Here is a 22,755-nt window from a genome sequence, read left to right on the forward strand (position 1 = left end):
GCGCCGCCGTTTCGTTCGCGGACCGGCGGCGAGCTGGGCGTCCGGCAGCACGGAATTCAGCGGCGTGGGCGTGTGCCGCGCCGCCGGATCAACGCCGCGCACGCGTCCGGGCTTCGACGCGGGCGGTTGCGAGACGGGAGGTGGCAACGCGCCGGGCGGCAAGCGCGGACAGGAAAACCGTGCCACCTACCGCGCCGAGGGACAGCAGGAAGCCGGACGAATCCTTGACGCTTCCCGCGATCAGGTCGCTTGCCATCGCCGCATGGCCGCCGAGAACCAGCGCCACCGCACCGATTGCCACCATGAGGGCGAAGGTGAGCACCGCCTGCGCAAGAGCGTCACCCTCCTTGTGGGCGCGCACGGCACGGGCCAGCAGCTCGGGATCCGCCGGCGACTGGCGCACGGCCCGGCGGGTGAGGGAAAAGTGCCCTGCTTCCATGTAACCGCCGACGTCACAACGTCCGGACATGATGGTCTCGCTCATTGGGGCAGCCTCCTCATCCCCTGTTCCGCGCGCACTCTGGCAACGTAAAAAGGGGCGAATCAGTTCCGCCGACACAAGGCAGGGTGGAAAAGAATCGTGGCGCCACGGCGGCTTAGCCATCACGGATGATGGCAAGATGATGTCGAACGCTCACGGACGCGCGAGCCATCCCCGCTGTTCTGCCGCGCCATCGCGCCGCTCAGGCGAGGACCGGCTCGGCCCCCCGGATCTCGGGCCGCCACTCGATGTCCACATGGCCCGGCTCCGCCGCGACGCGCGCCAGCCAGCCGCGCACGGCCGGGAACGCTGCGAGGGAGAAGTCCCCCTCCTCCGCCACATGGGTGTGGGCGAACAAGGCAATGTCGGCGATGGTGAGCGCATCGCCGACGAAATAGTGGCGCGCGGCGAGGTGGCGCTCCATCACCTTGAGCGCCGCGTAGCCCTCTTCCATCCAGCGATCCACGTCATGGGCGCGCAATTCGCGCCCGCCGCGCACCTGCCGCAGCCAGAAGCGGGCGGTGGCGATGCCGGGCTCGTGGCTGTTCTGCTCGAAGAACATCCAGCGCAGCACCTCGGCGCGGGCGAAGGCGTCGGCGGGCAGAAGCGGCGTGCCCTCGGCGAGATGGAACAGGATAGCGTTCGACTCGGCGAGGAAGCGCCCGTCCACATCGAGGAGCGGCACCCGCCCCTCCAGGTTCATGGCGAGGAATTCGGGCGTGCGGTGCTCGCCGGCGAAGATGTCCACCTCCACGAGGCGGAACGGCCGGCCGAGCTTCGCCAGCATCAGGCGCACCTTGTAGGAATTGCCCGACGACTGCGTGGAATAGAGCGTCAGCACCTCGATCGTCCTCCCAGCCCCGCCGAGCATGTGGCGGCAGGCCGGGGCGGCCGCAAGCCCCGATTGCACCGGGCCGCACCGCGCGCCGATCCATCAATCCGGCGTGGCGCGACATTCACGATCCTTGCTTGTTCGCGGCAAGGCTCTGAACTAGTGTCCCGCCGCCGGCATCCGGCCGGCCCTCGACCTGTCATCGTTGCGCCCGTGCCGCGGCATCCGCTCCGCCCACGATCGCGCGTCCCGGAGCCCCAAGGCCATGAGCCTCCTTTCGTCCGCCCTCAAGCGCATCAATCCCTCCCCCACCATCGCCATCTCCAACAAGGCGCGGGAGCTGAAGGCGTCGGGGCGGGACATCATCGCGCTCTCGGCCGGCGAGCCGGACTTCGACACGCCCGACAACATCAAGGAAGCCGCCATCGCGGCCATCCGTCGCGGCGAGACCAAGTACACCGCCGTGGACGGCATTCCCGAGCTGAAGGCCGCCATCTGCCGCAAGTTCAAGCGCGAGAACGGGCTCGACTACAAGCCCTCGCAGGTGTCGGTGGGCACCGGCGGCAAGCAGGTGCTGTTCAACGCGCTTCTCGCCACCGTGGATGCGGGCGACGAGGTGATCATTCCGGCGCCCTACTGGGTCAGCTATCCGGACATCGTGAATTTCTGCGGCGGCACCCCGGTGCCGGCGATGACCACGCTGGAAGACAATTTCAAGCTGCGTCCCGAGGTGCTGGAAGCCGCCATCACGCCGAAGACCAAGTGGCTGATCTTCAACTCGCCCTCGAACCCCTCCGGCGCGGCCTACAGCTTCGACGAGCTGAAGGCGCTCACCGACGTGCTGGTGAAGCATCCCCATGTGTGGATCCTCACCGACGACATGTACGAGCACCTCGTCTATGACGACTTCAAGTTCGTCACTCCGGCGCAGGTCGAGCCCGCCCTGTACGATCGCACGCTGACCATGAACGGCGTGTCCAAGGCCTATTGCATGACCGGCTGGCGCATCGGCTATGCCGCCGGCCCGGAGGCGCTGATCAAGGCGATGGGGACGCTGCAGTCCCAGTCCACCTCCAACCCCTCCTCCATCGCCCAGTGGGCCGCGCTCGAGGCGCTGGACGGGCCGCAGGACTTCATCGCGGCGAATAACAAGGTGTTCAAGGAGCGCCGCGATCTCGTGGTCTCCATGCTCAACCAGGCCAAGGGCCTGACCTGCCCGAAGCCGGAAGGCGCCTTCTACGTCTTCCCGTCCTGCGCCGGCACCATCGGCAAGACGACGCCGGGCGGCGTGACCATCACCAATGACGAGGTGTTCGCCACCGAACTCCTGAATGCCGAGGGCGTGGCGGTGGTGCATGGCTCGGCCTTCGGCCTCGGCCCGGCCTTCCGCATCTCCTACGCCACGGCTACCTCGGACCTCGAAGAGGCCTGCCGGCGCATCCAGCGCTTCTGCGGCTCCCTCACCTGAGCCCGACGGCGCGCGGCCATCGTCGCGCGCCCGCCTCCCTGCAAAGTCACCTCCTTGCAAAGTGACGTTCCGGCAGGGTGGGATTTGCCACAGAAACGCGAAAACGGAACCCGGCGCGAACTGGAGCGTTGGCGCAGCGGTGAAGTCTGGGCTAAGGCTGCGCGGTCGTCGGGCGCCGGATTCGACCCGCCCGCTTCCCATAGGAGGAACGACATCATGAAGACTGTCCTCAAGGCCGGCCTCGCCGCCGCTGCCGTCCTCGTCGCCGGTGCGCTTCCCGCTTCGGCCCAGTCCCGCGTCCAGGTGGGCACGCTGACCTGCAACATGGCGCCCAACGTGGCGTTCGTGATCGGCTCGGTGCGCGAGATGACCTGCGCGTTCCGCCCGGCTGTCAGCGGCGCCAAGCGTGGCACCTATCAGGGCACCGTGCGCCGCTTCGGCCTCGACATCGGCGTGAACGGCCGCGGCACCCTGGTGTGGGGTGTGTTCGCTCCGTCCGCCAAGGTTCCGGCTGGCGCCCTCCGTGGCACCTACGTGGGTGCGGCCGGCTCGGCCTCCATCGGCGTGGGCCTCGGCGCCAACGTCCTCGTGGGCGGCTCGCAGAACACCTTCGCGCTGCAGCCGCTGTCGCTCGAGGGCCAGACCGGCCTCAACCTCGCCCTCGGCGTTTCGGACCTCACCCTGCGCTGATTCGGCCCCGCTCTGCGGCGTGACGGCTGAACTGCCGCCTGCCGCAGCCGCATCTGCCCCACGCGCAAGACTGCCCCGCGCCCCCGGCCCAACCGGGGGCGCGAGCATTTTCAGGCCTCTCCTGTCCCCCGCCCAGCCAGATGATTCCGCTCGCGCCAAGCCGTCAGCGGTGGAGATTGCGCGGGACTCCCGGGCAACGTACCTCTTCAGGGTCGCTCTCCGGGGGATCATTCATGCGCGCCACCATCGCCGCCGGCCTTCTTGCTGCCTCGACCCTCTTCGCCGCCGCGATGCCGGCAGGCGCCCAGACTCTCGCGCCCGTGCCCCTGCCGCCGCCGCCCACCGGACCGCTGGTCCAGTCCGGCATGCTGGTCTGCAAGGTGGCGCCGTCCATCGGCTTCGTCATCGGCTCCATGCGCGAGGCAGCCTGCGAATTCCGCAACACCTCCGTCCAGCCTTATGTGGTGCTGTCGCGCTACAAGGGCACCATCGCCCGATTCGGCATCGATCTCGGCGTGCTCGCCGCCGACACGCTCGCCTGGGCGGTGTTCGCCCCCACCGCCACGCCCACCCCGAGCGATATCGCCGGCAGCTATATCGGCGTCTCCGCCGACGCGGCCTGGACCATCGGTGCGGGTGCCAACGTGCTGCTGGGTGGCTCGAGCAATCAGATCGCCCTGCAGACCGTCTCGGTGGAAGGCATGGTGGGCGCCGATGTGGCCGCCGGCGTCGCCGACCTCACCCTCGTTCTCCTGCCGAACTGACGGCTTTTCGCGGCCCATCACAAAAGGGCCGCAGCTGTCGTGCCAGAGTGAGCTTCGCCTCGGCCGGAACGGGCGTGTTCCCGCCGAGGCGCCATCCCTGTGCGGAGGGTGCGGCGTGTCCAACTTCCTGTCCCGTTCCATGGCGATCACGTGCGCCGGCCTCGGAGCCACCCTGGCCCTGCTCCCGGCGTTCGCCGCCGGGCCGGCGATGCCCCAGGTCGCGGCGGGCCTGCTGGAGTGCCGCGGCGCCTTCGCCACCGGCTACGGCTTCGGCTCGACCCGCACGGTGAAATGCGAGTACCGGCCCTCCCTGGGGGTCAACCACTATTACAGCGGCACCATGGAGCGCGTCGGCCTCGATTTCGGCGTCTCCGATCAGGCCAGCATGCTGTGGGCGGTGATCGCGACCTCGCCGGCGGTGGCGCCCGGCGCGCTGGCGGGGAAATATATCGGCATCTCGACCGGCTTTTCCGTCGGTCCGGGCTTTTCCGCCAACATGCTCGCCTCCGACGACGCCACCAAGCAGGTGACGCTCCAACCGCTCAGCGTCTCGTCGGACAGCGGGCTCAGCGTCTCCATCGCCGGCGCGACGCTGACGCTCGAACCCTCCGCCGCCGCCCCGCAGTGAGCGCCTACACGCCCGTGTGAGACACGCCTGTGTGACTTGCTCCGTCATCGCGCGCCCCCGATCTTGGCGCCGCGACGGAGGACATTGAATGCTCATCAGATCAAGGCGCGGCTGGGAACTTCCCGAATCGGCGGCAACGCCGGAGGACGTCTATCTCAATCGCCGGCAAGCCATGGGCGCGGGAGCCATGCTCCTCGCCGGCCTCGGCGTGGGGACAATCGCCAGCCCCGCCGCAGCCCAGCGCGTCGGTGATGTTCCGGACCCGTCGGCCAGCCTATACCCCGCGGCGCGCAATCCTCGCTATACCCTTGAGCGGCCCGTGACGCCGGAGGCCAAGTCGAGCCTCGTGAACAATTATTACGAGTTCAGCTACGGCAAGGTGGTCGGCCCCTCCATGACGCGCTTCCAGCGCCGGCCGTGGCTCGTGAAGATCGATGGGCTGGTGGAGAAGCCCCAGGAGATGGGCATCGACGACCTGTTCAAGAAGGTGACGTTCGAGGAGCGCCTCTATCGCCACCGCTGTGTGGAGGCGTGGTCCATGGCGGTGCCGTGGACCGGCTTTCCCATGAAAGACCTGGTGGCGCTGGCCGCCCCCACCTCGGGCGCGAAATACATCAAGATGGAGACCTTCCTCGATCCGAAGGTCGCGCCCAACCAGCGGGATTTCCGCTATACGTGGCCCTATGTGGAAGGCCTGACGCTGGAGGAGGCGACCAACGAACTCGCCTTCCTCGTCACCGGCGTCTACGGCAAGCCCGCCCCCAACCAGTTCGGCGCGCCGCTCAGGCTGGTGCTGCCGTGGAAATACGGCTTCAAGTCCATCAAGGGCATCGTGCGCTTCACCTTCACCGACAAGCAGCCGGTGAGCTTCTGGGAGCAGTTGCAGGGCTCCGAATACGGCTTCTGGGCGAACGTGAACCCCAAGGTGCCGCACCCGCGCTGGAGCCAGGCGACCGAAGAGGACATCGCCACCGGCCAGCGCATCCCCACGGAACTCTTCAACGGCTACGGCGAGTATGTCGCCGACCTCTACAAGGGCCGGGAGACCCAGAAGATCTGGTTCTAGGGCAAGCATCGCCATCCCATGCGGCCGTCATCCCCCGGCTTGTCCGGGGGATCCACTTGGCGGCCAGTGCCGATGATGATTCAGAGATCACGCTGTCGGCACGGTGGATGCCCCGGACAAGCCGGGGCATGACGGCTCAGATTGACGTCACCGCTCTTCCTGCCCCTCCACCCCGCCCCGCCGTTCCGGCTCGGCGAAGCCGTCCGGCGCTTCGCCGGCGTCGAACGGCGTCGTCACCTCCACGAAGGTGTCGGGGTAGAAGCCGTTGAACCGGGTGCGCAAAGAGAGGGAATAGGCCCCGATGTGGCCGATCTCGATCCAGTCGCCGGTGTCCACGCTCTCCGGCAGATAGAAGGGGCGGGTGAGGACGTCCACGCTGTCGCAGGTGGCGCCGTAGATGCGGAACGGGGCGGTCACGTCTGGCCGCCCCGGCCGGCGGCGGCGGGCGGGATCGGGAATGTGACGCACCGGAAGCAGGATCTTGCCGGTCCACGAATCCGACAAAGACGACCACACGCCGTCATTGATGTAGAGCCGCTGGCCCTTCTTCAGCAGCACCCGCACGATGACCGAGAAGGCGCGGGCGACGATGACCCGCCCCGGCTCCGCCACCAGCGGGACGCCGGCAAAGCCATGCCGCTCCACCGCCCCCATCAGCCCGCCGACGATCTCGCTCAGCGGCGGCATGGGCGGGACCGGCCGGCGCGGGTCCACCGCATAGGTCGCCGGGAACCCGCCGCCCACGTCGAGTACCGAGATGGGCACCTTCGCCGCATCGCGCACTTCGGCCGCGGTGGCGACGGCGCGGGCGTAGGTGTCCACATCCTCCACCTGGCTGCCCACGTGGAAGCACAGGCCGCAGCGGATGCCGAGGCCATGGATGCGCTGGAGCAGCTCGGCCGCATGGCCCGGCGCCGCGCCGAACTTGCGCGACAGCTCATAGGCCGCCTCCCCCTTGGAGGCGATGCGCACGAACAAGGTGAGGTCTTCCGGGTCGAGATCGAGCGCCCGGACGATGCGCAGGATCTTCGCCACCTCGTCCTCATGGTCGAGGGCGGTGGCGCGGATGCGGTAGTGCTCCAGGGCGAGGCGGATGTCCGACTGCGCCTTCACCGGATGCATGTAGAAGAGTTCAGCCCCCGGCGCGGCGGCGCGGGCGGCGGCGAACTCGGCGGGCGACGCCACGTCGAAGGCGTTGATGCCCGAGCGCGCCAGCACATCGAGCACCATGGGTTCGCCGTTGGTCTTCACGGCATAGGCCGTCTTGCCCGGAAAGGCTGAGAGGAAGGACGCGGCATCGGCCGCCAGCACATCCGGCCGGAAGCAATAGACCGGCTGGTCCGGCCGCATCTCCAGCGCCGCCTCCCGCCCGGTGGCGAATCGCGGCAGGGCCTGGGTTTGGCTGGAGGACTGGCCTGCGGTCCGGTCGGCGGCCACGAGGTGGGGCGTCGTTTGCGGCATTGGGGCTCCTCCCGCGAGTCGGACGATGCGAGCTTGCCCGTCTTTTCCGGCGAGAGCACGACACCCGCGATCGAACCGCTCGTTCATTTTCTCTTAAGGTGTTGCCGCCGCGTCCTTGACCGCGGCCAAAGCCGGCCGCATCGTCCCGCCGAGGTACGCCCGGAAGGGCAAGAGGCCGAAGTGGAGACGACCATGGGTGAGCGGGCGCTGGGCGCGAAAGCCGTTGGCGAAAAGGCTGCCGGCACTATGAAGCGCATGCGCGCGGCCTTGGGCGGCGCCGTCGGCCGCATCGCCGCCGCGGCGGCCGTGGCCGCGCTCGCGATTGCCCCCGCCTCGCTCGCCCCGGCCAAGGCGGCGAACCTGCTGGAGCTGAACTTCTGGCTCTCGGGCCCGAACTATTCCGGCGTCGTGCCGGCCTGCGACAGCCAGGAGGCACTCGACCTGATCGCCACCCGCTTCGCCGAGACCGAGCGCCGCTTCTGGGCCTCCAGCCTCTCGATCACCGATTTCGAGAAGGTGCACGAGATCGCCTTCCGCCCGTGGGGGCAGGAATACCAGCCGCGCCGGTTCTGCCGCGGCACGGTCTTCACCAACGATCTCAAGAAGCGCACCATATATTATTCCATCATCGAGGATGGCGGATTCATCGGCGCCACCTGGGGCGTGGACTGGTGCGTGGTCGGGCTCGACCGCAATTATGCCTACGCCCCGTCCTGCAAGATGGCGGGTCCGTGACGCGGCCTTTCGGGGAGATTCTGCGGGCTTTCGCCGGCCAGTGCGCCGTCGGCTTCGCGCTGCTCGTTGCGCTGGCGGCCCATAGCCCGGCGCGGGCGGAGGGCCAGCCCGGCCAGTTCGATTTCTACGTCCTGTCCCTGTCCTGGTCTCCCACCTATTGCGAGGACCAGGGCAAGCGCGCCGACAGCGAGCCGCAATGCTCGCTCACGCGCCCCTATGCCTTCGTGGTGCATGGCCTATGGCCGCAATATGAGCGCGGCTTCCCGGACTATTGCCAGAACCCGCCGCCCTATGTGCCCAACCCGCTGGTCAATTCCATGCTGGACGTGATGCCGAGCCGGCGGCTCGTCATCTACCAGTGGAAGAAGCACGGCACCTGCTCGGGCCTGTCGCCCCAGGCCTATTTCGATCAGGTGCGTGCGGCGAAGGCCAAGGTGGTCATCCCCGCCGAATTCAGCCGGCTGGATGATTACAAGATGGTCGCGCCGCAGGAGGTGGAAGATGCCTTCCGCGCGGCCAATCCCGGCCTGGAGGCCGGCATGATCTCGGTGGATTGCGACCGGCGGCGGCTCAGGGAAGTGCGGGTGTGCCTGAGCCGAGATCTCGCCTTCCAGCCCTGCCCCGAGGTGGACCGCCGCACCTGCCGGCTCTCGCGCATGGTGATGCCACCCGTGCGCGGCGGGCGCTGAGGCCCGCCGGCCGATCGGGTTTGGTTACGGCTGCTTGGCGAGGCGGGCGCACAGGGCCAGCGCGTCGTCGTCGTCCACCTCCAGATAGCAGAGGTCGAACTTTCCGTCGGGCTGCAGCGTGCCGATGTGGAAGCCGTCGTCGCCCACCACGTAGACGGTCTTGAGATCAGGCGTGATGGTGCCGTGGATGGGTTCGGACTTGGTGCCGCCGGGCACCGGATAGATCACCTTGCCCTTGAAGGAGCGGCCGCGCTGCTCCTCGATGACGAGGCCGTAATCCGAGTTCACATAGCCCATTTCCATGCCCACGCCGTCGCTCGGCCCCTTCCAGGTACCGACGAGGGAAGGGGTCTGCTGCGCCGCGGCGGGGGCCGCGGCGGCGAGGGTGGCAACAAGGGACAGCGCGAGAACGAGAGGCTTCATGTTTCCCTCCTGCGGACGCGGGGCCGCGCGCGGAACACTGCCGCTTGACGCGCCGGCATCCATGCGTCACGCCGGGACGGTCGCACGGCGGCACCAGGGCCACAATACCGTCACGTCACAGCTGCCCGCGCCATCCACATCCTCCCTTCCGCGCCATCGCCGAGCCGAGATGAATTATCGCCACGCCTTCCACGCCGGAAATCCCGCCGATGTCATGAAGCATGCGGCGCTCGCCCGCGTGCTCGCCTATCTCGGCAAGAAGGACTCGCCCTACCGCGTGCTGGACACCCATGCGGGCGCGGGCCTCTACGATCTCGACGGCATCAATGCGCGCAAGACCGGCGAGGCGGATGCGGGCATCGAGGCGGTGCTCGCCGCGCAGGATTCAGGCACCCTTCCCGCCCCCGCCGCGGCGTTGCTCGCGCCCTATCTCGATTGCGTGCGATCGCTGCGCGAAGGCGGCCGCAAGCTCTATCCCGGCTCGCCGGCGCTCGCGCTCGCGCTCGCGCGGCCGCAGGACAAGTTCCTGTTCTGCGAACTGCACAAGGAAGAGCGGGCGAAGCTGGAAAAGCGTGTGGCCGAGGCGCCTGGCGCCGAGGGCCGGGTGAAGATCCTCGCCCAGGACGGCTGGCAGGCGCTTGCCGCGCATCTCCCCCCGCGCGAGCGGCGCGGCGTGGTGCTGGTGGACCCGCCGTTCGAGGAACCGGGCGAGTTCCAGCGCATGGTGGCGGGGCTGGAGGCGGCGCACCGGCGGTTCGCCACCGGCATCTTCATGCTCTGGTATCCCATCAAGGACCTGCGCGCGGTGGACGCCTTCCGCCGCGACGTGGCCCACCTGAAGCTGCCGAAGACGCTCCGGGTGGAACTGGACTTCGCGCAGGTGCGCGCGCTGGACACGCTCTCCGGCTCCGGCCTCATCATCGTCAATCCGCCCTTCACGCTGGCGGATGAGATGAAAACGGTGCTCAACGCCCTCGCCCCGCTGCTGGCGCGGGACGGGGCCGGCCGCGTGCGTGTATCCTGGCTTACCGCCGGGGGTTGAGCCCGGCACGGGGGTCAGGGCATGACGGGGACATCTGCGAGGCAAGGAGCACTCGGGGGAAAAGTGCAGGGGCAGCCCCCTGGGAAGCATTTGCGCGCGGGGGCCATTGGCCTCGTTGCGACCATGCTTCTCGTTGTTGCGACCATGCTTCTCGTTGGCTCCGCCATCGCCGAGCCGACCCCGCAGGGGGCGCAGAAGCCCGCACCGAAGCCGGCACCCCAGACGACGACCCCCGCCGCGGCTCAATGGGCCCAGCCGTTCGCGCCGGCGGTGGGCAGTCGCTGGCTGATCGTCAGCGAGCACACCTACTCTGATGCGAGCCTCGCCAGCCAGAGCGGGGGTCGGCTCATCCTGCGCCGTGATCTCGCCTTCACGGCCCGCGAGGGCACGGGATATCGCGTGACACTGGTGCTGCGCGAGGCAGCCGTGGAGGGCGTAAATTCGGCGCTACAACTCACCGCGAACGCCCTCGCCGCATTCCGCGACCTCAAGGTGGAAGCAATTACCGATGCCGCGGGAGTGCCGCTGCAGGTGGTGAACGAGGCCGCGGTGCGTGCTGCCGCCGCCTCTGCCAGTAACCGACTGATGGCGCCCGTTGCCGACAAGCCGCAGATCGTGTCGCTCATGCGGCTGATGCTCTCGAACTTTCTGGATCCCAAGGGCGCGGCCGCAGCCGCCGCCTGGCTCGATCCGCTGCCGAGGCTGGCAGCAGCGCAAAACACGGCCTTGGAACGGGGCGCCGAGTCGCGCATCGAAGACACGCTCCCAAGTCCGTTGGGCGGCACCATCCGCAGCACGACGGTGAAGCGGCTCGCCCCCAATGCGCGGCCCGAGCGATTCACCCTTCTTGCCACCACCACGCCTGATCCGGCCTCCACGCGCGAAGTCATGCTGGCCGTGGCGCGCCAAATTGCGGCTGGCCAGCCGCAATCTGGTCTCAATGAGCGGACGGTGAAACAGGTGTTAAGCCAGATGAAGGCGGACATTCACATGAACCAAGAGATCGAAGTGGAGGGCGGCATGGCGCGCCATGCGCTCTTCGAGCAGGTCATCGACTTTGGTCTTGTCGGCAAGCGCATGACGCGCACCCAGACGGCCAGAATCACCGTCACGCCCGCCCCTTGAGGCACCAGCCCAATTTTCCCGATTCCCCTTTCGCCGTAATCGCTTTAGCTAGGAGCATTCCCACCGGATGCCCCTGCCCATGCTGCTCCGCCACTCCCCCACCTCTCCCTTCGTGCGCAAGGTACGCGTCGCCGCGGCCATTCTCGGTATTCCGCTCGAGCTGGAGCCTGCCGACACGCTCGACCCCAACGACACGCTGCGCCAGCAGAATCCGCTGGGCAAGATCCCCGCGCTGCTGACGGACGATGGGCAAGTGCTGTTCGATTCGTCGGTGATCCTCGCTTATCTCGACCATCTGGCGGGAGACGGACGCATCCTGCCCACCGAGCCGGCTGCGCGCATCAAGGTTCTGCGCCGGGAAGCCCTCGTGGACGGGATGATGGATGCGGGCATCCTGATCCTTTACGAGGCGCGCTTCCGGCCGCAGGAGAAGCACGAAGAGCGCTGGCTGGAGCATCAGGCGGGCAAGCGCAATCGTGCGATCGATGCTCTGGAAGCGGAAGTCGAGCCCTATTCCGGCGCACCCAACGCGGGCGATATTGCGCTGGCCTGCGCCCTCGGCTGGTTCGACTTCCGCTTCGGCGGAGACTGGCGGGCCGAGCATCCCAAGCTCGTCACGTGGTTCGACGCCTTCAGCGCCGCGCATCCGGCATTCGCGGAGTCGACGCCGGTCGCCTGACACGCGAAAGGCGCCACCCGTGGGGGCGGCGCCTTCGACGCGGTACCTGTCGGGTCGTCACTCGACGATATAGACCACCTTGCGGGTCTTCGGCTCGACGATGACGCGGCGGTCGTTCACCACCGTGTATTCATACTCGTTGTTCTGCGGAATGTCGTAGAGCGTCACATTCGGCGGGAGCTGGCGGCCGACCACCACCTCCTGCTCCATACGCACGGACGGGCGGCGCTCCTTCATCACATAGGTGCGCACTTCCTGGGACGGCTCGCCGGCAGCGCCGACACCCGCCCCCACCACGCCACCAACCACCGCGCCCACGGGGCCTCCGACCACGGCGCCGACAGCCGCGCCGCCCACCGCGCCCGTAGCGGTGGAGGCCTGCGCGAAGGCCGCGGCGGGAGCGATCACGGGAGCCGCAAGGGCGGCGATCACGGTACTCATCAGCAACGTCTTTCGCATCTTACCTCTCCTGCTGCATTCAGATCGCATCAGAAACAGTGGTCGAGGCAAAAACGTTCCCGGCAGCATCCAAGAGCTGCAGATACCTGGGACTGACTTGAGGAATCCGGGGGCGAAAACCTTGGCCTTCGCCCCACCGCCGCCATCTTTGACTTCGGCTTTGCCGTGCGCGGCGCGCTCAGGTGCTCGCCACAGCCTTCGCAGGCACGCGCGGAACGGGAACCATCATCCCCCGCTTGATCAGCTCCGCATGGGTGAGGTCCAGCACCCGCCAGGCGGTGGCGACCAGTTCGTCCGCCTCCTCGTGCGACAGGGTGAAGGGCGGAGCGAGGATCATGCCGTCGCGCACCGCGCGCATCACCAGCCCCTCCTTGAAGGAGAAATCGCGGCAGATGAGGCCCACCGTGCCCTCTTCCGATGCGAAGGCAGCGCGGGTGGCTTTCTGCGGCGTCAGCTCGATGGCGCCAATAAGGCCCACCATGCGTGCCTCGCCAACCAGCGGATGCTCGGCGAGCTTCAGCCAGCGTTCCTGCAGGTAAGGGCCGATATCGGTCCGCACCCGGTCCACCAGCATTTCCTCGTGCATGATCTTGAGGTTGGCCAGCGCCGCCGCGCAGCCGCCGGGATGGCCGGAATAGGTGTAGCCGTGGTTGAAGTCGCCGCCATGCTCGATGAAGCCTTCGGCGAAATGATCGCCGACGATCACCCCGCCCAGCGGGAAGTATCCAGAGGTCACGCCCTTCGCGAACGTGATGAGGTCCGGCTTCACGCCCATGTATTCGGCGCCGAACCAGCGCCCCGTGCGCCCGAAGCCGCAGATCACCTCGTCACAGATCAGGAGCACGTCGCGCTCGCGGCAGATCTTCTCCACCTCGGGCCAGTAATTGGCCGGCGGAATGATGACGCCGCCGGCGCCCTGGATCGGCTCGCCGATGAAGGCGGCCACATTCTCCGGCCCCGCCTCGTCGATGGCGCGGGCCACCTCGCGGGCGGCGAAAAGCCCGAAATCCTCGCGGCTCATCTCGCCGCCCTCGGCCCACCAATAGGGCTGAGCCACATGGACGATGCCGGGAATGGGCAGCCCGCCCTGCGCGTGCATGGGCTTCATGCCGCCGAGGGAGGCGCCGCCCATGGTGGAGCCGTGATAGCCGTTACGGCGGGAAATGAAGATGTGCTTCTCGGGCTTGCCCAGCGCCGCCCAATAGTGCCGCACCATGCGCAGAACCGTATCCACCGCCTCCGAGCCGCCGGAGGTGAAGAACACATGGTTCATGTGGGCCGGCGCCACCTCGGAGATGGCCGCCGCCAGCTCCGCCGCGCCGGGATGGGTGGTCTTGAAGAAGGTGTTGTAATAATCGAGCTGGTAAAGCTGCTGGGCGATGGCATCGACGATCGAATGCCGCCCGTGCCCCACCTGCGAGCACCACAGGCCCGACATGCCGTCGAGGATCTTGTTGCCGTCGCTATCGAAGACAAAGACCCCCTCGGCCCGCGTGATGACCCGCACCCCCTCGGCGTTCAGCGCCTTCGTGTCGGAAAACGGGTGCAGGTGGTGCGCCGCATCCAGCGCGCGCCAGTGGGCGGTGGAGTTGGACAGGGGGGCGGACGTCACGATGGCGATGCTCCGTGTTGAACCTCTGCGGTTCTAGCGCGAAAGCGGGGCCGTGGGCCACCCCCGCGCTGTCGCCGCCCGCCCGATCTGCTAAAGCTGCGGCCGGTGGATCGAGCGTGTGGAGGCGAGGGCATGGAACCGGGGTTCTGGCAGGCACGGTGGGAGACGAAGCAGATCGGCTTTCACGAGGGAAAGCCCAATGCCCATCTGGTGAAGCACCTGCCGCGCCTCGGCCTTGCGCCCGGCGCGCGCATTTTCCTGCCCCTGTGCGGCAAGACGCGGGACATCGCCTACCTGCTCGGCCAGGGCTTCGCCGTGGCCGGCGCGGAACTGAGCCGCATCGCGGTGGAGGAATTGTTCGCCGAGCTGGAGGTGGCGCCTGAGATCACCGAAGCCGGCGAATTGCTACGGTTCAGCGCGCCCGGCCTCGACATCTTCCAGGGCGACATCTTCGCCCTCGAAGCCGAGACGCTCGGGCCGGTGGATGCCGTCTATGACCGCGCCGCCCTGATCGCTCTGCCGCCCGACATGCGGCCGCGCTACGCTGCCCATGTCACGGCCATCACCGGTGCGGTTCCGCAGCTGGTGGTAACGATCGTCTACGACCAGTCCCTCGTCGGCGGCCCGCCCTTCTCGGTGCCAGCGTCAGAGGTCCATGCGCTGCATGATGCCGGCTTTCAGGTGACGCAGCTTGATGCCGTCACCCGTCCCGACGCCCTCAAGGGCCAGTGGGAAGCGACCGAAGAGGTGCATCTGCTGGAGCGGCGCTGAGGGATCGTCCCTTCAGCTCCATGCGTCATCCCCGGCCTGTCCGGGGGATCCACCCCGCCGATTGTCCGCGCTTCGGGATCATCGCACGGGCCGAATGGTGGATGCCCCGGACAAGCCGGGGCATGACGGCAACGGGAAAGTGGAACAGCTGGCTGCGACAGGCCTAAAGCCGCGTCCACACCGTCTTGAGGTCGGAATACTTCTCCAGCGCGTGCAGGGACTTGTCGCGCCCGAAGCCGGATTGCTTGACGCCGCCGAAGGGGGTGGTGATGTCGTCGGCGTCGAAGCAGTTCACATAGACGATGCCGGCCTTGAAGCGCCGCGCCACCTTGTGCGCGGCGGCAAGGTCGGCGCTCCACACCGAGGCACCGAGACCGTAGACGGTGCCGTTGGCGATCTCCACCGCCTCATCCAGCCCGTCGAAGCCGATCACCGACAGCACGGGGCCGAAGATCTCGTTCTGCGCCAGCGCGGAAGAGGGGGCCACGTCGTCGAACACGGTCGGCGCCACGAAGGCTCCGCCGGTTTCCGTGCGCACGGCCGTGCCCCCCGTCACCAACCGTGCTCCGCTCTCGCCGCCGGCCTGGATCGCGGAGAGGATGCGGCCCTGGTGTTCGCGGCTCACCACCGCGCCGGCCGGCGCATCGGGATCGAGCGGATCGCCCGGCATCCAGCGCGGGGCGAGCGCGGCGACGCGCTCCACCAGTTCGGCGCGGATGCGGTTGTCCACGAGGAGGCGGGAGGCGGCCGTGCACATCTCGCCCTGATTGAAGAAGATGCCACCGGCCACCGCCTCGGCCACGGCGCCGAGGTCGGCCACGTCGTGAGCCACCACGAAGGCGGTCTTGCCGCCCAGCTCAAGGGCGACGCGCTTGATGTTGCTCTCGGCGGAATAACGCAGGAAATAGCGGCCGACCTCGGTGGACCCGGTGAAGGCGATGGCATCCACATCCATATGGAGCCCCAGCGCCTTGCCGGCCTCGACGCCGAGCCCCGGCACCACGTTAAACACACCGTCCGGAATGCCGGCCTCGGCGGCCAGCTCGGCGAGGCGGAGCGCGGTGAGCGGACTTTCCTCCGCCGGCTTCAGCACCACGGAATTGCCCATGGCCAGCGCCGGCGCCACCTTCCAGGCGGCCATGATCATCGGGAAGTTCCACGGCGTGACGCAGCCGACCACGCCGAGGGGCTCGCGCAGCACGAGGGCGAGGTTGTCGTCGGTGGTGGGCGCGACCTCGCCATAAACCTTGTCGCAGCACTCCCCGTAATAGGCGAAGCAATCGGCCGCCGCGCGCACGTCGATGGCGCGGGCGTCCGAGATGGGCTTGCCCATGTTCAGCGTCTCGGTCAGCGCGAGTTCGTCGCGGTGGGCGCGGATGAGGTCGGCGAAGCGCAGCAGGGCGCGCTTGCGCTCCAGCGGCCGCTGCCCGGCCCAACGGCGATCCTCGAAGGCGCGGCGCGCGGCCTTTACCGCCCGGTCCACATCCTCGGCATCGCAGGCCGCCACCTCGGCGATGGCATGGCCGGTGGCGGGATTGACGGCGCTGAAGGTGCGGCCCGAGGCTGCCGGATGGAAGGCCCCGTCGATGAAGGCCTCAGTCCGGAAGGAGGGAATGTCCGCCGCCGTCCGTTCCGCCGCCGCCATGATGCTCGCCTCCGCTGCCGGACCGGCCGCTGCCGGACCTGCCGCACCCTCGCGCGGCGCGGCGGCCGCCGTCAAGGTGGCGCAGACCGCCGCCCTCAGGCGAGGATGACCACGTAGAACAGCCCCGCATTCATGAGCACGAAGGTCGGGAACTGCGGTGTCCAGAAGGCGTCCAGCCACGAGGTGGGCGGAAACTGCAGCACGCTGCGGATGGTCAGGAGGACCCAGGCCAGAAGGCTGAACACCAGTGCGGTGAGGAAGTCGCCGACCCGGAGGGGATCAAGGCCCACCGCGAACATCAGGTCGGCCAGCAGCGTCGAGGGCGCTTGGCGCAGCACGAACAGGCCGATGCCATCGATGAGGATGAACAGCATGATCGTCAGGATCAGATAGCACATCACGAAGACCGACCCGCGCAGGCTCTGCGATTTCGGATCGGGCTTCGGGTAGAAGATGTAGGCGAGCAGGGACACGAGGATCACGGCGACGAGGGCGACGCCGGCCAGCATCGCCGGCACCGACAGGGAGATGCCTCCACCGGCGAGGAAGCTGCGCGAGACGAGCACCAGAACCGTCACCAGAAGGAGCTGCGAGAGCGCGACCGCGTCCTTCTGCGCGCCCGGAGCGTCCTGCCCCAGCGGCGGAACCCGGGTGGAGTAGAAGGAGTCGAAGAAGATCTGGATGTTGCGCTTGAGGGTGGCGACCAGCTTGCCGGCCATGCCTAACGCTCCGGACGCGCCCAGCGCAGGGTCCAGGTCCTTTGCGGCACCGTGGACTGCTGGCCGGTGTCCAGGTCCGCGACCGTCACGTAGGTGGTCGTCACATTGGCCGCGGCATCGAAGCTGAAGGCGACGCAGTTCGGCGCCCCCTGCGGCACCGGCTGGTAGCGGCGCAGCATGGTGCGCAGATAGACATAGCGCATGCCCGGCGCGCCGCCGGCCTGGGCCTGCGCGGGCTTCAAGCCCGTGATCACGGCGATGGCATCGCGAACCGGGACGAGGATCAGGGGAATGGCATCGCCGGAAATCTCGGCGACACGAAAGGTGGGCTCCCCGGACTCGCCCGGCTGGGTGAACGAATAATGCCTGCGGCCGCCGATGTTGGCGTCGTCGGTCCGGTGGCAATCCGGCCGCTCCGTGGAGCGGTACCGGAAATGGAAGGCGTGCAGCAGCTGGGATTCCTTGAGGCCCGCCGCGTGGTAGTCGTCATATTCCCGCGCCGCCACCCGGCGATCCATGGGGCCTCTCCTGCCCGCAAAGCAGCTTTCGTTGAGGGCCGGGCGCTCGATATGGACTTCCTGCACGTCCGCGGTGTCCCGCTCGGTGCGCGGCGCCTCGTTGCGCAGCTTGATCGCGACGACGCCGCCGCGGTCGGGTTCCAAGGCATAGATGGCGCGCACGCGGTCCGAGGTGGCCATCACGGACTTCACCTCGGGGCCGGTGGCGTCGATCCACCGTCTTCCGTCGGGCGAGCGGAGATAGAGCTGACCCGGGACCAGTTGCCCCGATGCCACGGGGCATGCGGACTGGGCCCTTGCCCCATCGACCGGGAGCAGAAGACCGGCGGCAAGCGTGGCCACCGGCAGCCAGGAACAGATCGCCACACGCATAGGAAGCCCTCCCCCTCACAACTCTATTAAAAGTTGTATTAATTGAGAAGGCTTATTCTTGCGCGAACGCGAGGTGTCGCTTCACCCCCGCTCGGGTGGACCGCTCTCGCCGTCCTCGTCCTCTTCGGGACGACCGGGGATGGCATAGCTGCCGGAGAGCCAACGGTTGAGGTCCACGTCTGCGCAGCGCTTGGAGCAGAAGGGCTTGTAGCGTTCCACGGGAGGTTTGCCGCAGATCGGGCAGGGCCGGGCGCCGGGGATGGGCTTGGCGGGGGTGGCTTTCTTGGGTGCGTCGCCGCTCACGCCGCGCGCTCCACCCAGCCGGCGCGCACGTCGTAGCCCTGGCCGGTGAGGAGGCCGAGGGTCTCGGAGAGCGGCAGGCCGACCACATTGGTGTAGGAACCCACGAGCTTCACCACGAAGCCGCCGGCGATGCCCTGGATGGCGTAGCCGCCCGCCTTGCCGCGCCACTCGCCGCAGGCGAGGTAATCGTTGATCTCGTCGCGCGACAGGCGCTTGAAACGGACGCGCGTCTCCACCAGCCGGGTGGCATTGCGCCCGCGCGGATCGATGAGGCAGATGCCGGTATAGACGCGGTGGGTGCGGCCGGAGAGCAGGCGCAGGCACGCCTCCGCCTCGTCCACCAGATCGGGCTTGGGGAGGATGCGCCGACCCACCGCCACCACCGTGTCGGCGGCAAGCACCAGCGCGTTCATCCCGGCATCCTTGGCGCGGCCGGCCACCAGCTTCGCCTTCTCCTGCGACAGGCGCTGGGCGAGGCGGCGGGGCAGTTCGCCGCGCTCGGGCGTCTCGTCCACATCGGCGGGCATGAGGAGGTCCGGATCGATACCGGCCTGGTTCAGCAGCGCCAGGCGGCGGGGAGAGCCGGAGGCAAGGACGAGCTTCACCTGATCGTTCACGGAGCAAATTCCTCCCGGGCCGACCCGCGCCGGCTCCTGTGTGTTGCGTGGTCTAGCGGAATTGGCCGGACCTGTGAACGCCGATCAACTGGCCGTGATCGTGCCGTTCACCTGTAACCGCCGCAGGCCGCCCTCCGAATAGCCCCATGTCGGCCAAGCGCAGCCGATCCAGGGAAGAAGGACGCCATCATGTTCACCCGCCGTTTCACGCTCGCCCTCGCAGTCGCCCTTCCGCTCGCCGGGCTGACCTTCGCCGGCGCGTCGGCTCTCGCCGCGACCGACCATGTCGCCTACACCCCCGCCGCCTTCGCCGACGCGCAGAAGGCGGGCAAGCCCATCCTGGTGGAAATCCACGCCAGCTGGTGCTCGGTGTGCGCGGCCCAGGCACCCATCCTCGGCGAGCTGCTGGCGACCCCCAAGTTCAAGGACATGGTGGTGTTCCGCGTGGACTTCGACAGCCAGAAGGATGCGGTGAAGGCGTTCGGCGCCAGATCCCAGAGCACCCTCATCGTCTACAAGGGCAAGACCGAGGAAGGCCGTTCCGTGGGCGACACCGCGAAGCCGTCCATCGAAGCTTTGCTGGCCAAGGGCGTCTGAGGCGGCCATGGTTCTCGGTAGCTTGGCCCTCGGCAGCCTCGGCCTCGCCTTCCTCGCGGGCGTGCTCTCCATCCTGTCGCCCTGCGTCGTGCCACTGCTGCCTCTGGTGCTCGGCGCGGCAGCGGCCGAGCACCGCCTCGCCCCGCTGGCGCTGGCGGTGGGGGTGACGCTCTCTTTCACTGTCATCGGTCTGTTCGTCGCCACCGTCGGCTACGCCATCGGGCTGGAGGGCGACGCGTTCCGCATGGTGGGCGCGGTGCTGATGATCGGCATCGGCGCGGTGCTCGCCGTGCCGCCGCTGCAGACGCGGCTCGCCACCGCGGGCGGGCCGGTGAGCGACTTCGCCAGCCGGCATTTTTCCGGCTTCGCGACGGAGGGCGTGGGCGGCCAGTTCGCCGTCGGGCTGCTGCTCGGCGCGGTGTGGAGCCCGTGCGTCGGCCCCACCCTCGGCGCCGCCTCGGTGCTCGCCGCGCAGGGCCGCAACCTGGGCGAGGTGGCCGCGGTGATGGCCCTGTTCGGCCTCGGCGCCGGACTGCCGCTGGCGCTTGCCGGAACCCTCTCGCGCCCCACGCTGATGCGCTGGCGAGCGCGCATGATTTCCGGCGGCAAGGGGGCGAAGGCCCTCATGGGTCTGGTGCTGGTGGTGGTCGGCCTCCTCATCGCCACCGGCGCCGACAAGCGGATCGAAGCGGCTCTGGTCCAGGTCTCCCCGGCCTGGCTGACAACGCTGACAACGCGGTTCTGACCTCCCGCGGGGCGTTTCCGCTTCGATCCAGAGACGGGCCGAGCCGGCGCCGTCTCCCTCCGGCTGCAAGTAGACCTGCGCGCAGCCAGTTCTGCGTGTCCCGCAGGCTGCGGCCGGCGCCCGGTGGCGCACGCCGATCCCACGTGCGCCGCCGGGCCTTTCCTACGGCTGGTCCCTGGCAGCATGGCGCTCCAGCTTCTTCTCCAGGGGATGGAGCACCACCAGCAGGAACAGGGCGAGCACGACCCCGAGCGCGATCAGCTCCCAGGATGCCAGCGCGCATGCGATGCCCACGGCGGCGGTCACCCAGACCAAGGCGGCAGTCGTCAGCCCCCGGATACGCCCGGCGCTGCGATCGCGCAGCACGACACCGGCCCCGAGAAAACCGATGCCGGTGAGCACGCCCTGGATGACACCCTGGATCACGCGGCTGGTCGCGTCCGGATCGCTCGCCATCCCGTCCACCTGCAGACCCGCGAGGGCCACCAGAGCCGCCCCAAGCGCCACGAGGCCCAGCGTGCGCATGCCGGTCGGCTTGTCGCTCAGATCGCGGTTCAGCCCGAGCGCCATGCCGGCGGCCATGGCTGTCACCAGGCGCAGGACGGCATCGATCGCGCTGGCATCGATGAACAGGGGACCGATCTGCATGGCGGGGCTCGCCTCCTGCCCGCAGCAAGCACCACAGCGCCTGTCTTGTTCCGGCCAAGGCAAGCGGAGCGGAGGCAGCGCCCGCCGCTACCCCCGCAGTCGGGAAAACAGCTTGATCGGTGAACAGCCCTCTAACTATAAGAAAGAGAATGCGTATCCGGCCTGACTGCGTCGCATCAGTCCCGCGCGTGCTCAAACGCGAGCGCCTCCATGAACGCCATCACCTCGCTGAAGTCCTTCATCCTTGACCGGGTCGAGATGATCGGCGCCCCCTTCTATGCCGACGCCCACCGCCTCTCGGTGCCCGAGGACGATCCCCACGATACCCTCGCTGCCGCGGCGGCCGAGGACCATGACCCGGCCGACGGGCAGTCCTTCGCCATCGATTACGTGGACCACGCCGGCAATATCAGCCACCGCCGCATCTCGGTGTGGGCCGTGCAGCGCAATGTGGAAGGCGTGCCTATCCTCATCGCCAAGTGCCACGAGCGGCAGGCGGCCCGGGCCTTCCGGGTGGACCGCATTACCGCCGTCACCGACCTCGACGGCGCGAAGCGCGAGCCGCTGTCACGCTTCTTCTACGAGACCTTCGGCTTCATCTGGCCGAAGGACGCCGAGGTGGTCGCCCCCGAGGAGCCAGAGGACCAGCGCTGGGACCGTATCCGCATGGTCATCCGCAAGGCCGGCATCACGCTCCTGGCCGCGCTGGCGCGGGCCGACCGCGAGATCGGCGCCGCCGAGGTGGAGGAGATGGTGTTCTTCGGCGAGCGTGCCTGCGCCGCCGAGGATATCGACCTCACCGGCGCCGAACGCGAGCGCCTCGCCGCCTGGGTTGCCCGCCTGCGGCCGACGCCGGAGTCCGTGGAAAGCTCGCTCGACACCCTGTTCGAGAGCGGCACCGAGGCCATCGCGACCCTGCTCAAGGCCGGCATGCGCGTCATCAGCGCCGACGGCTCGCTGAAGGAAGCCGAGGCCGAGATGCTCGACGCCTTCTGCTATGCGCTGACAGGCCGGCACGTGAGATAAGGTTAACCGAAAGCACAGGCGCGGCGGCACCATATGGCCGCGCCTGCGTTGTCCTCCCAAACCATCCGGAGGACATGATGCCGTCTGCCGACCCGATCCGCTTCGTCCGGCCCGCCCTTGCGGGCATGTTCCTCGCGAGCGCGCTCCTGAGCGGTGCCGCGCTGGCCCAGCAGGCCGCACCGGCGGACCCCGTCCCGCCGCGCCCCGCGCCCAGCCCGGCCGCACCCGCCGCGCCGGCCACCGCGCCGGTGGTCTCGCCAAAGGTCGCGCCCCCGCTTGCCGCCCCCAAGCCGGAAGATGCGCTGAAGGCGCGGGCGGAACAGACCGTCACCGAGGAGGCACTCAAGGACGCCGAAGCCCAGGCGCCCGGGGATGCCGAGCGCGCCGCCGCCTGCAAGGCCCATGCGATGGCACGGCTCAAGGCGAACTCGCCCTCCGTCGACGACATCTTCATCGACATGGACGGCCTCACCATCGCCAAGGCCGACCTGGCCGTGGGGCAGGAGAAGATCACCGCCGTGCTGATGGGCGAGGCCTATATCAAGCGCGATCGCTCGGACAAGGCCCACCGCTTCCTCTGCCTCGTCGGAGAGAAGGACAAGGTGGTGATGACCTTCTTCACCGAAAGGTAGGTGTCCCG

Annotated in this window: 27 protein-coding genes; 15 read left to right on the forward strand and 12 right to left on the reverse strand. The window is 68.5% G+C overall.

Going from position 1 to position 22,755, the window contains the following annotated elements; all coding sequences use genetic code 11:
• Window positions 1-88: 88 nt before the first annotated feature.
• Both V5F63_RS18790 and V5F63_RS18795 read right to left on the reverse strand, forming a co-directional pair.
• Window positions 89-484, reverse strand: coding sequence for a hypothetical protein (locus V5F63_RS18790; protein WP_394100636.1), 396 nt, complete (start codon window positions 482-484; stop codon window positions 89-91).
• A gap of 199 nt (window positions 485-683) precedes the next feature.
• Window positions 684-1,352 (reverse strand): glutathione S-transferase family protein, encoded by a 669-nt coding sequence (locus V5F63_RS18795; protein ID WP_245327728.1) that lies wholly within the window; start codon window positions 1,350-1,352, stop codon window positions 684-686.
• Window positions 1,353-1,578: 226 nt separating this feature from the next.
• On the opposite strand from V5F63_RS18795, the gene V5F63_RS18800 reads away from it, so the two are divergent.
• The 5 genes from V5F63_RS18800 to msrP all read left to right on the forward strand — a co-directional run bounded on the left by V5F63_RS18800 (window position 1,579) and on the right by msrP (window position 5,929).
• On the forward strand, window positions 1,579-2,781 hold the full coding sequence (locus V5F63_RS18800; protein ID WP_209484877.1) for a pyridoxal phosphate-dependent aminotransferase: 1,203 nt from the start codon (window positions 1,579-1,581) through the stop codon (window positions 2,779-2,781).
• A gap of 216 nt (window positions 2,782-2,997) precedes the next feature.
• Window positions 2,998-3,471, forward strand: coding sequence for a DUF992 domain-containing protein (locus tag V5F63_RS18805; protein ID WP_209484878.1), 474 nt, complete (start codon window positions 2,998-3,000; stop codon window positions 3,469-3,471).
• Window positions 3,472-3,704: 233 nt separating this feature from the next.
• Entirely contained in the window at window positions 3,705-4,235 is a 531-nt protein-coding gene (locus V5F63_RS18810; protein WP_394027858.1) for a DUF992 domain-containing protein, read from the forward strand.
• A 115-nt stretch (window positions 4,236-4,350) separates the two neighbouring features.
• Entirely contained in the window at window positions 4,351-4,863 is a 513-nt protein-coding gene (locus tag V5F63_RS18815; RefSeq protein ID WP_209484880.1) for a DUF992 domain-containing protein, read from the forward strand.
• Window positions 4,864-4,951: 88 nt separating this feature from the next.
• Entirely contained in the window at window positions 4,952-5,929 is a 978-nt protein-coding gene (msrP, locus tag V5F63_RS18820) for a protein-methionine-sulfoxide reductase catalytic subunit MsrP (RefSeq protein WP_394027857.1), read from the forward strand.
• Window positions 5,930-6,076: 147 nt separating this feature from the next.
• Here msrP and V5F63_RS18825 read toward each other — a convergent pair whose 3' ends face one another.
• A complete protein-coding gene (locus V5F63_RS18825; RefSeq protein WP_394100954.1) occupies window positions 6,077-7,318 on the reverse strand; it encodes a type III PLP-dependent enzyme domain-containing protein in 1,242 nt (413 codons plus the stop codon).
• Window positions 7,319-7,645: 327 nt separating this feature from the next.
• Here V5F63_RS18825 and V5F63_RS18830 point away from each other — a divergent pair, with 327 nt between their 5' ends.
• Together V5F63_RS18830 and V5F63_RS18835 are read left to right on the forward strand one after the other, a co-directional pair.
• Window positions 7,646-8,125 carry a hypothetical protein gene (locus V5F63_RS18830; RefSeq protein WP_209489900.1) on the forward strand — a complete coding sequence of 160 codons (480 nt, stop codon included), beginning with the start codon at window positions 7,646-7,648 and terminating at the stop codon, window positions 8,123-8,125.
• The gene (locus V5F63_RS18835) at window positions 8,122-8,814 is read left to right on the forward strand and encodes a ribonuclease T2 family protein (protein ID WP_394100635.1); all 693 of its coding nucleotides are present in this window, start codon (window positions 8,122-8,124) and stop codon (window positions 8,812-8,814) included. Before V5F63_RS18830 ends, V5F63_RS18835 begins: the two co-directional genes overlap by 4 nt.
• A 24-nt stretch (window positions 8,815-8,838) precedes the next feature.
• Here the strand turns inward: V5F63_RS18835 and V5F63_RS18840 are convergent, their stop codons facing one another.
• Window positions 8,839-9,237 (reverse strand): hypothetical protein, encoded by a 399-nt coding sequence (locus tag V5F63_RS18840; protein ID WP_394100634.1) that lies wholly within the window; start codon window positions 9,235-9,237, stop codon window positions 8,839-8,841.
• Window positions 9,238-9,406: 169 nt separating this feature from the next.
• On the opposite strand from V5F63_RS18840, the gene V5F63_RS18845 reads away from it, so the two are divergent.
• From V5F63_RS18845 to V5F63_RS18855, 3 genes are all read left to right on the forward strand, one after another.
• Complete coding sequence (locus V5F63_RS18845; RefSeq protein WP_394027854.1) at window positions 9,407-10,279, forward strand: 23S rRNA (adenine(2030)-N(6))-methyltransferase RlmJ; 873 nt, start codon at window positions 9,407-9,409, stop codon at window positions 10,277-10,279.
• Window positions 10,280-10,402: 123 nt separating this feature from the next.
• The gene (locus tag V5F63_RS18850) at window positions 10,403-11,404 is read left to right on the forward strand and encodes a hypothetical protein (protein ID WP_394100633.1); all 1,002 of its coding nucleotides are present in this window, start codon (window positions 10,403-10,405) and stop codon (window positions 11,402-11,404) included.
• 67 nt (window positions 11,405-11,471) lie between these two features.
• On the forward strand, window positions 11,472-12,083 hold the full coding sequence (locus tag V5F63_RS18855) for a glutathione S-transferase N-terminal domain-containing protein (RefSeq protein ID WP_394100632.1): 612 nt from the start codon (window positions 11,472-11,474) through the stop codon (window positions 12,081-12,083).
• Between the two features lie 57 nt (window positions 12,084-12,140).
• Here V5F63_RS18855 and V5F63_RS18860 read toward each other — a convergent pair whose 3' ends face one another.
• Both V5F63_RS18860 and V5F63_RS18865 read right to left on the reverse strand, forming a co-directional pair.
• Window positions 12,141-12,542, reverse strand: a complete 402-nt coding sequence (locus tag V5F63_RS18860) for a DUF1236 domain-containing protein (protein ID WP_209484888.1) — start codon at window positions 12,540-12,542, stop codon at window positions 12,141-12,143.
• A gap of 178 nt (window positions 12,543-12,720) precedes the next feature.
• On the reverse strand, window positions 12,721-14,154 hold the full coding sequence (locus tag V5F63_RS18865; RefSeq protein ID WP_394100631.1) for an aspartate aminotransferase family protein: 1,434 nt from the start codon (window positions 14,152-14,154) through the stop codon (window positions 12,721-12,723).
• 132 nt (window positions 14,155-14,286) lie between these two features.
• Between V5F63_RS18865 and tmpT the strand changes: the two genes are divergently transcribed.
• The gene (gene tmpT / locus V5F63_RS18870) at window positions 14,287-14,925 is read left to right on the forward strand and encodes a thiopurine S-methyltransferase (RefSeq protein ID WP_394100630.1); all 639 of its coding nucleotides are present in this window, start codon (window positions 14,287-14,289) and stop codon (window positions 14,923-14,925) included.
• Window positions 14,926-15,088: 163 nt separating this feature from the next.
• Here tmpT and V5F63_RS18875 read toward each other — a convergent pair whose 3' ends face one another.
• The 5 genes from V5F63_RS18875 to V5F63_RS18895 all read right to left on the reverse strand — a co-directional run bounded on the left by V5F63_RS18875 (window position 15,089) and on the right by V5F63_RS18895 (window position 19,099).
• The gene (locus V5F63_RS18875; RefSeq protein WP_209484894.1) at window positions 15,089-16,570 is read right to left on the reverse strand and encodes an aldehyde dehydrogenase; all 1,482 of its coding nucleotides are present in this window, start codon (window positions 16,568-16,570) and stop codon (window positions 15,089-15,091) included.
• A gap of 95 nt (window positions 16,571-16,665) precedes the next feature.
• Entirely contained in the window at window positions 16,666-17,289 is a 624-nt protein-coding gene (locus V5F63_RS18880; protein ID WP_394100629.1) for a hypothetical protein, read from the reverse strand.
• Between the two features lie 2 nt (window positions 17,290-17,291).
• The gene (locus V5F63_RS18885; RefSeq protein ID WP_209484898.1) at window positions 17,292-18,179 is read right to left on the reverse strand and encodes a hypothetical protein; all 888 of its coding nucleotides are present in this window, start codon (window positions 18,177-18,179) and stop codon (window positions 17,292-17,294) included.
• A gap of 81 nt (window positions 18,180-18,260) precedes the next feature.
• Complete coding sequence (gene yacG / locus V5F63_RS18890) at window positions 18,261-18,482, reverse strand: DNA gyrase inhibitor YacG (protein ID WP_394100628.1); 222 nt, start codon at window positions 18,480-18,482, stop codon at window positions 18,261-18,263.
• Window positions 18,479-19,099 (reverse strand): Maf-like protein, encoded by a 621-nt coding sequence (locus V5F63_RS18895; RefSeq protein ID WP_394100627.1) that lies wholly within the window; start codon window positions 19,097-19,099, stop codon window positions 18,479-18,481. The genes yacG and V5F63_RS18895 overlap by 4 nt, the downstream gene beginning before the upstream one ends.
• Before the next feature lie 189 nt (window positions 19,100-19,288).
• On the opposite strand from V5F63_RS18895, the gene V5F63_RS18900 reads away from it, so the two are divergent.
• On the forward strand, window positions 19,289-19,696 hold the full coding sequence (locus V5F63_RS18900) for a thioredoxin family protein (protein WP_394100626.1): 408 nt from the start codon (window positions 19,289-19,291) through the stop codon (window positions 19,694-19,696).
• Between the two features lie 7 nt (window positions 19,697-19,703).
• Window positions 19,704-20,441 (forward strand): cytochrome c biogenesis CcdA family protein, encoded by a 738-nt coding sequence (locus tag V5F63_RS18905; RefSeq protein WP_209484905.1) that lies wholly within the window; start codon window positions 19,704-19,706, stop codon window positions 20,439-20,441.
• A 162-nt stretch (window positions 20,442-20,603) separates the two neighbouring features.
• On the opposite strand, the gene V5F63_RS18910 is transcribed toward V5F63_RS18905, so the two are convergent.
• A complete protein-coding gene (locus V5F63_RS18910) occupies window positions 20,604-21,089 on the reverse strand; it encodes an MgtC/SapB family protein (RefSeq protein ID WP_209484907.1) in 486 nt (161 codons plus the stop codon).
• A gap of 210 nt (window positions 21,090-21,299) precedes the next feature.
• On the opposite strand from V5F63_RS18910, the gene V5F63_RS18915 reads away from it, so the two are divergent.
• Together V5F63_RS18915 and V5F63_RS18920 are read left to right on the forward strand one after the other, a co-directional pair.
• Window positions 21,300-22,115, forward strand: a complete 816-nt coding sequence (locus V5F63_RS18915) for a WYL domain-containing protein (RefSeq protein ID WP_394027846.1) — start codon at window positions 21,300-21,302, stop codon at window positions 22,113-22,115.
• A 77-nt stretch (window positions 22,116-22,192) separates the two neighbouring features.
• Complete coding sequence (locus tag V5F63_RS18920) at window positions 22,193-22,747, forward strand: hypothetical protein (protein WP_209484911.1); 555 nt, start codon at window positions 22,193-22,195, stop codon at window positions 22,745-22,747.
• Window positions 22,748-22,755 lie beyond the last annotated feature (8 nt).

This window comes from Xanthobacter wiegelii (assembly GCF_043193855.2).
In the GTDB taxonomy this organism is placed as follows: domain Bacteria; phylum Pseudomonadota; class Alphaproteobacteria; order Rhizobiales; family Xanthobacteraceae; genus Xanthobacter; species Xanthobacter flavus_A.

Coding starts and splice junctions, on each gene's coding strand:
- V5F63_RS18845 (WP_394027854.1), top strand. CDS start 9,407: ATGAATTATCGCCACGCCTTCCACGCCGGAAATCCCGCCGATGTCATG.
- V5F63_RS18830 (WP_209489900.1), top strand. CDS start 7,646: ATGCGCGCGGCCTTGGGCGGCGCCGTCGGCCGCATCGCCGCCGCGGCG.
- V5F63_RS18885 (WP_209484898.1), bottom strand. CDS start 18,179: ATGCGTGTGGCGATCTGTTCCTGGCTGCCGGTGGCCACGCTTGCCGCC.
- V5F63_RS18840 (WP_394100634.1), bottom strand. CDS start 9,237: ATGAAGCCTCTCGTTCTCGCGCTGTCCCTTGTTGCCACCCTCGCCGCC.
- V5F63_RS18915 (WP_394027846.1), top strand. CDS start 21,300: ATGAACGCCATCACCTCGCTGAAGTCCTTCATCCTTGACCGGGTCGAG.
- V5F63_RS18790 (WP_394100636.1), bottom strand. CDS start 484: ATGAGCGAGACCATCATGTCCGGACGTTGTGACGTCGGCGGTTACATG.
- V5F63_RS18805 (WP_209484878.1), top strand. CDS start 2,998: ATGAAGACTGTCCTCAAGGCCGGCCTCGCCGCCGCTGCCGTCCTCGTC.
- tmpT (WP_394100630.1), top strand. CDS start 14,287: ATGGAACCGGGGTTCTGGCAGGCACGGTGGGAGACGAAGCAGATCGGC.
- V5F63_RS18860 (WP_209484888.1), bottom strand. CDS start 12,542: ATGCGAAAGACGTTGCTGATGAGTACCGTGATCGCCGCCCTTGCGGCT.
- V5F63_RS18905 (WP_209484905.1), top strand. CDS start 19,704: ATGGTTCTCGGTAGCTTGGCCCTCGGCAGCCTCGGCCTCGCCTTCCTC.
- V5F63_RS18810 (WP_394027858.1), top strand. CDS start 3,705: ATGCGCGCCACCATCGCCGCCGGCCTTCTTGCTGCCTCGACCCTCTTC.
- V5F63_RS18800 (WP_209484877.1), top strand. CDS start 1,579: ATGAGCCTCCTTTCGTCCGCCCTCAAGCGCATCAATCCCTCCCCCACC.
- V5F63_RS18795 (WP_245327728.1), bottom strand. CDS start 1,352: ATGCTCGGCGGGGCTGGGAGGACGATCGAGGTGCTGACGCTCTATTCC.
- V5F63_RS18850 (WP_394100633.1), top strand. CDS start 10,403: ATGCTTCTCGTTGTTGCGACCATGCTTCTCGTTGGCTCCGCCATCGCC.
- V5F63_RS18900 (WP_394100626.1), top strand. CDS start 19,289: ATGTTCACCCGCCGTTTCACGCTCGCCCTCGCAGTCGCCCTTCCGCTC.
- V5F63_RS18855 (WP_394100632.1), top strand. CDS start 11,472: ATGCCCCTGCCCATGCTGCTCCGCCACTCCCCCACCTCTCCCTTCGTG.
- V5F63_RS18920 (WP_209484911.1), top strand. CDS start 22,193: ATGCCGTCTGCCGACCCGATCCGCTTCGTCCGGCCCGCCCTTGCGGGC.
- V5F63_RS18875 (WP_209484894.1), bottom strand. CDS start 16,570: ATGGCGGCGGCGGAACGGACGGCGGCGGACATTCCCTCCTTCCGGACT.
- V5F63_RS18880 (WP_394100629.1), bottom strand. CDS start 17,289: ATGGCCGGCAAGCTGGTCGCCACCCTCAAGCGCAACATCCAGATCTTC.
- msrP (WP_394027857.1), top strand. CDS start 4,952: ATGCTCATCAGATCAAGGCGCGGCTGGGAACTTCCCGAATCGGCGGCA.
- V5F63_RS18910 (WP_209484907.1), bottom strand. CDS start 21,089: ATGCAGATCGGTCCCCTGTTCATCGATGCCAGCGCGATCGATGCCGTC.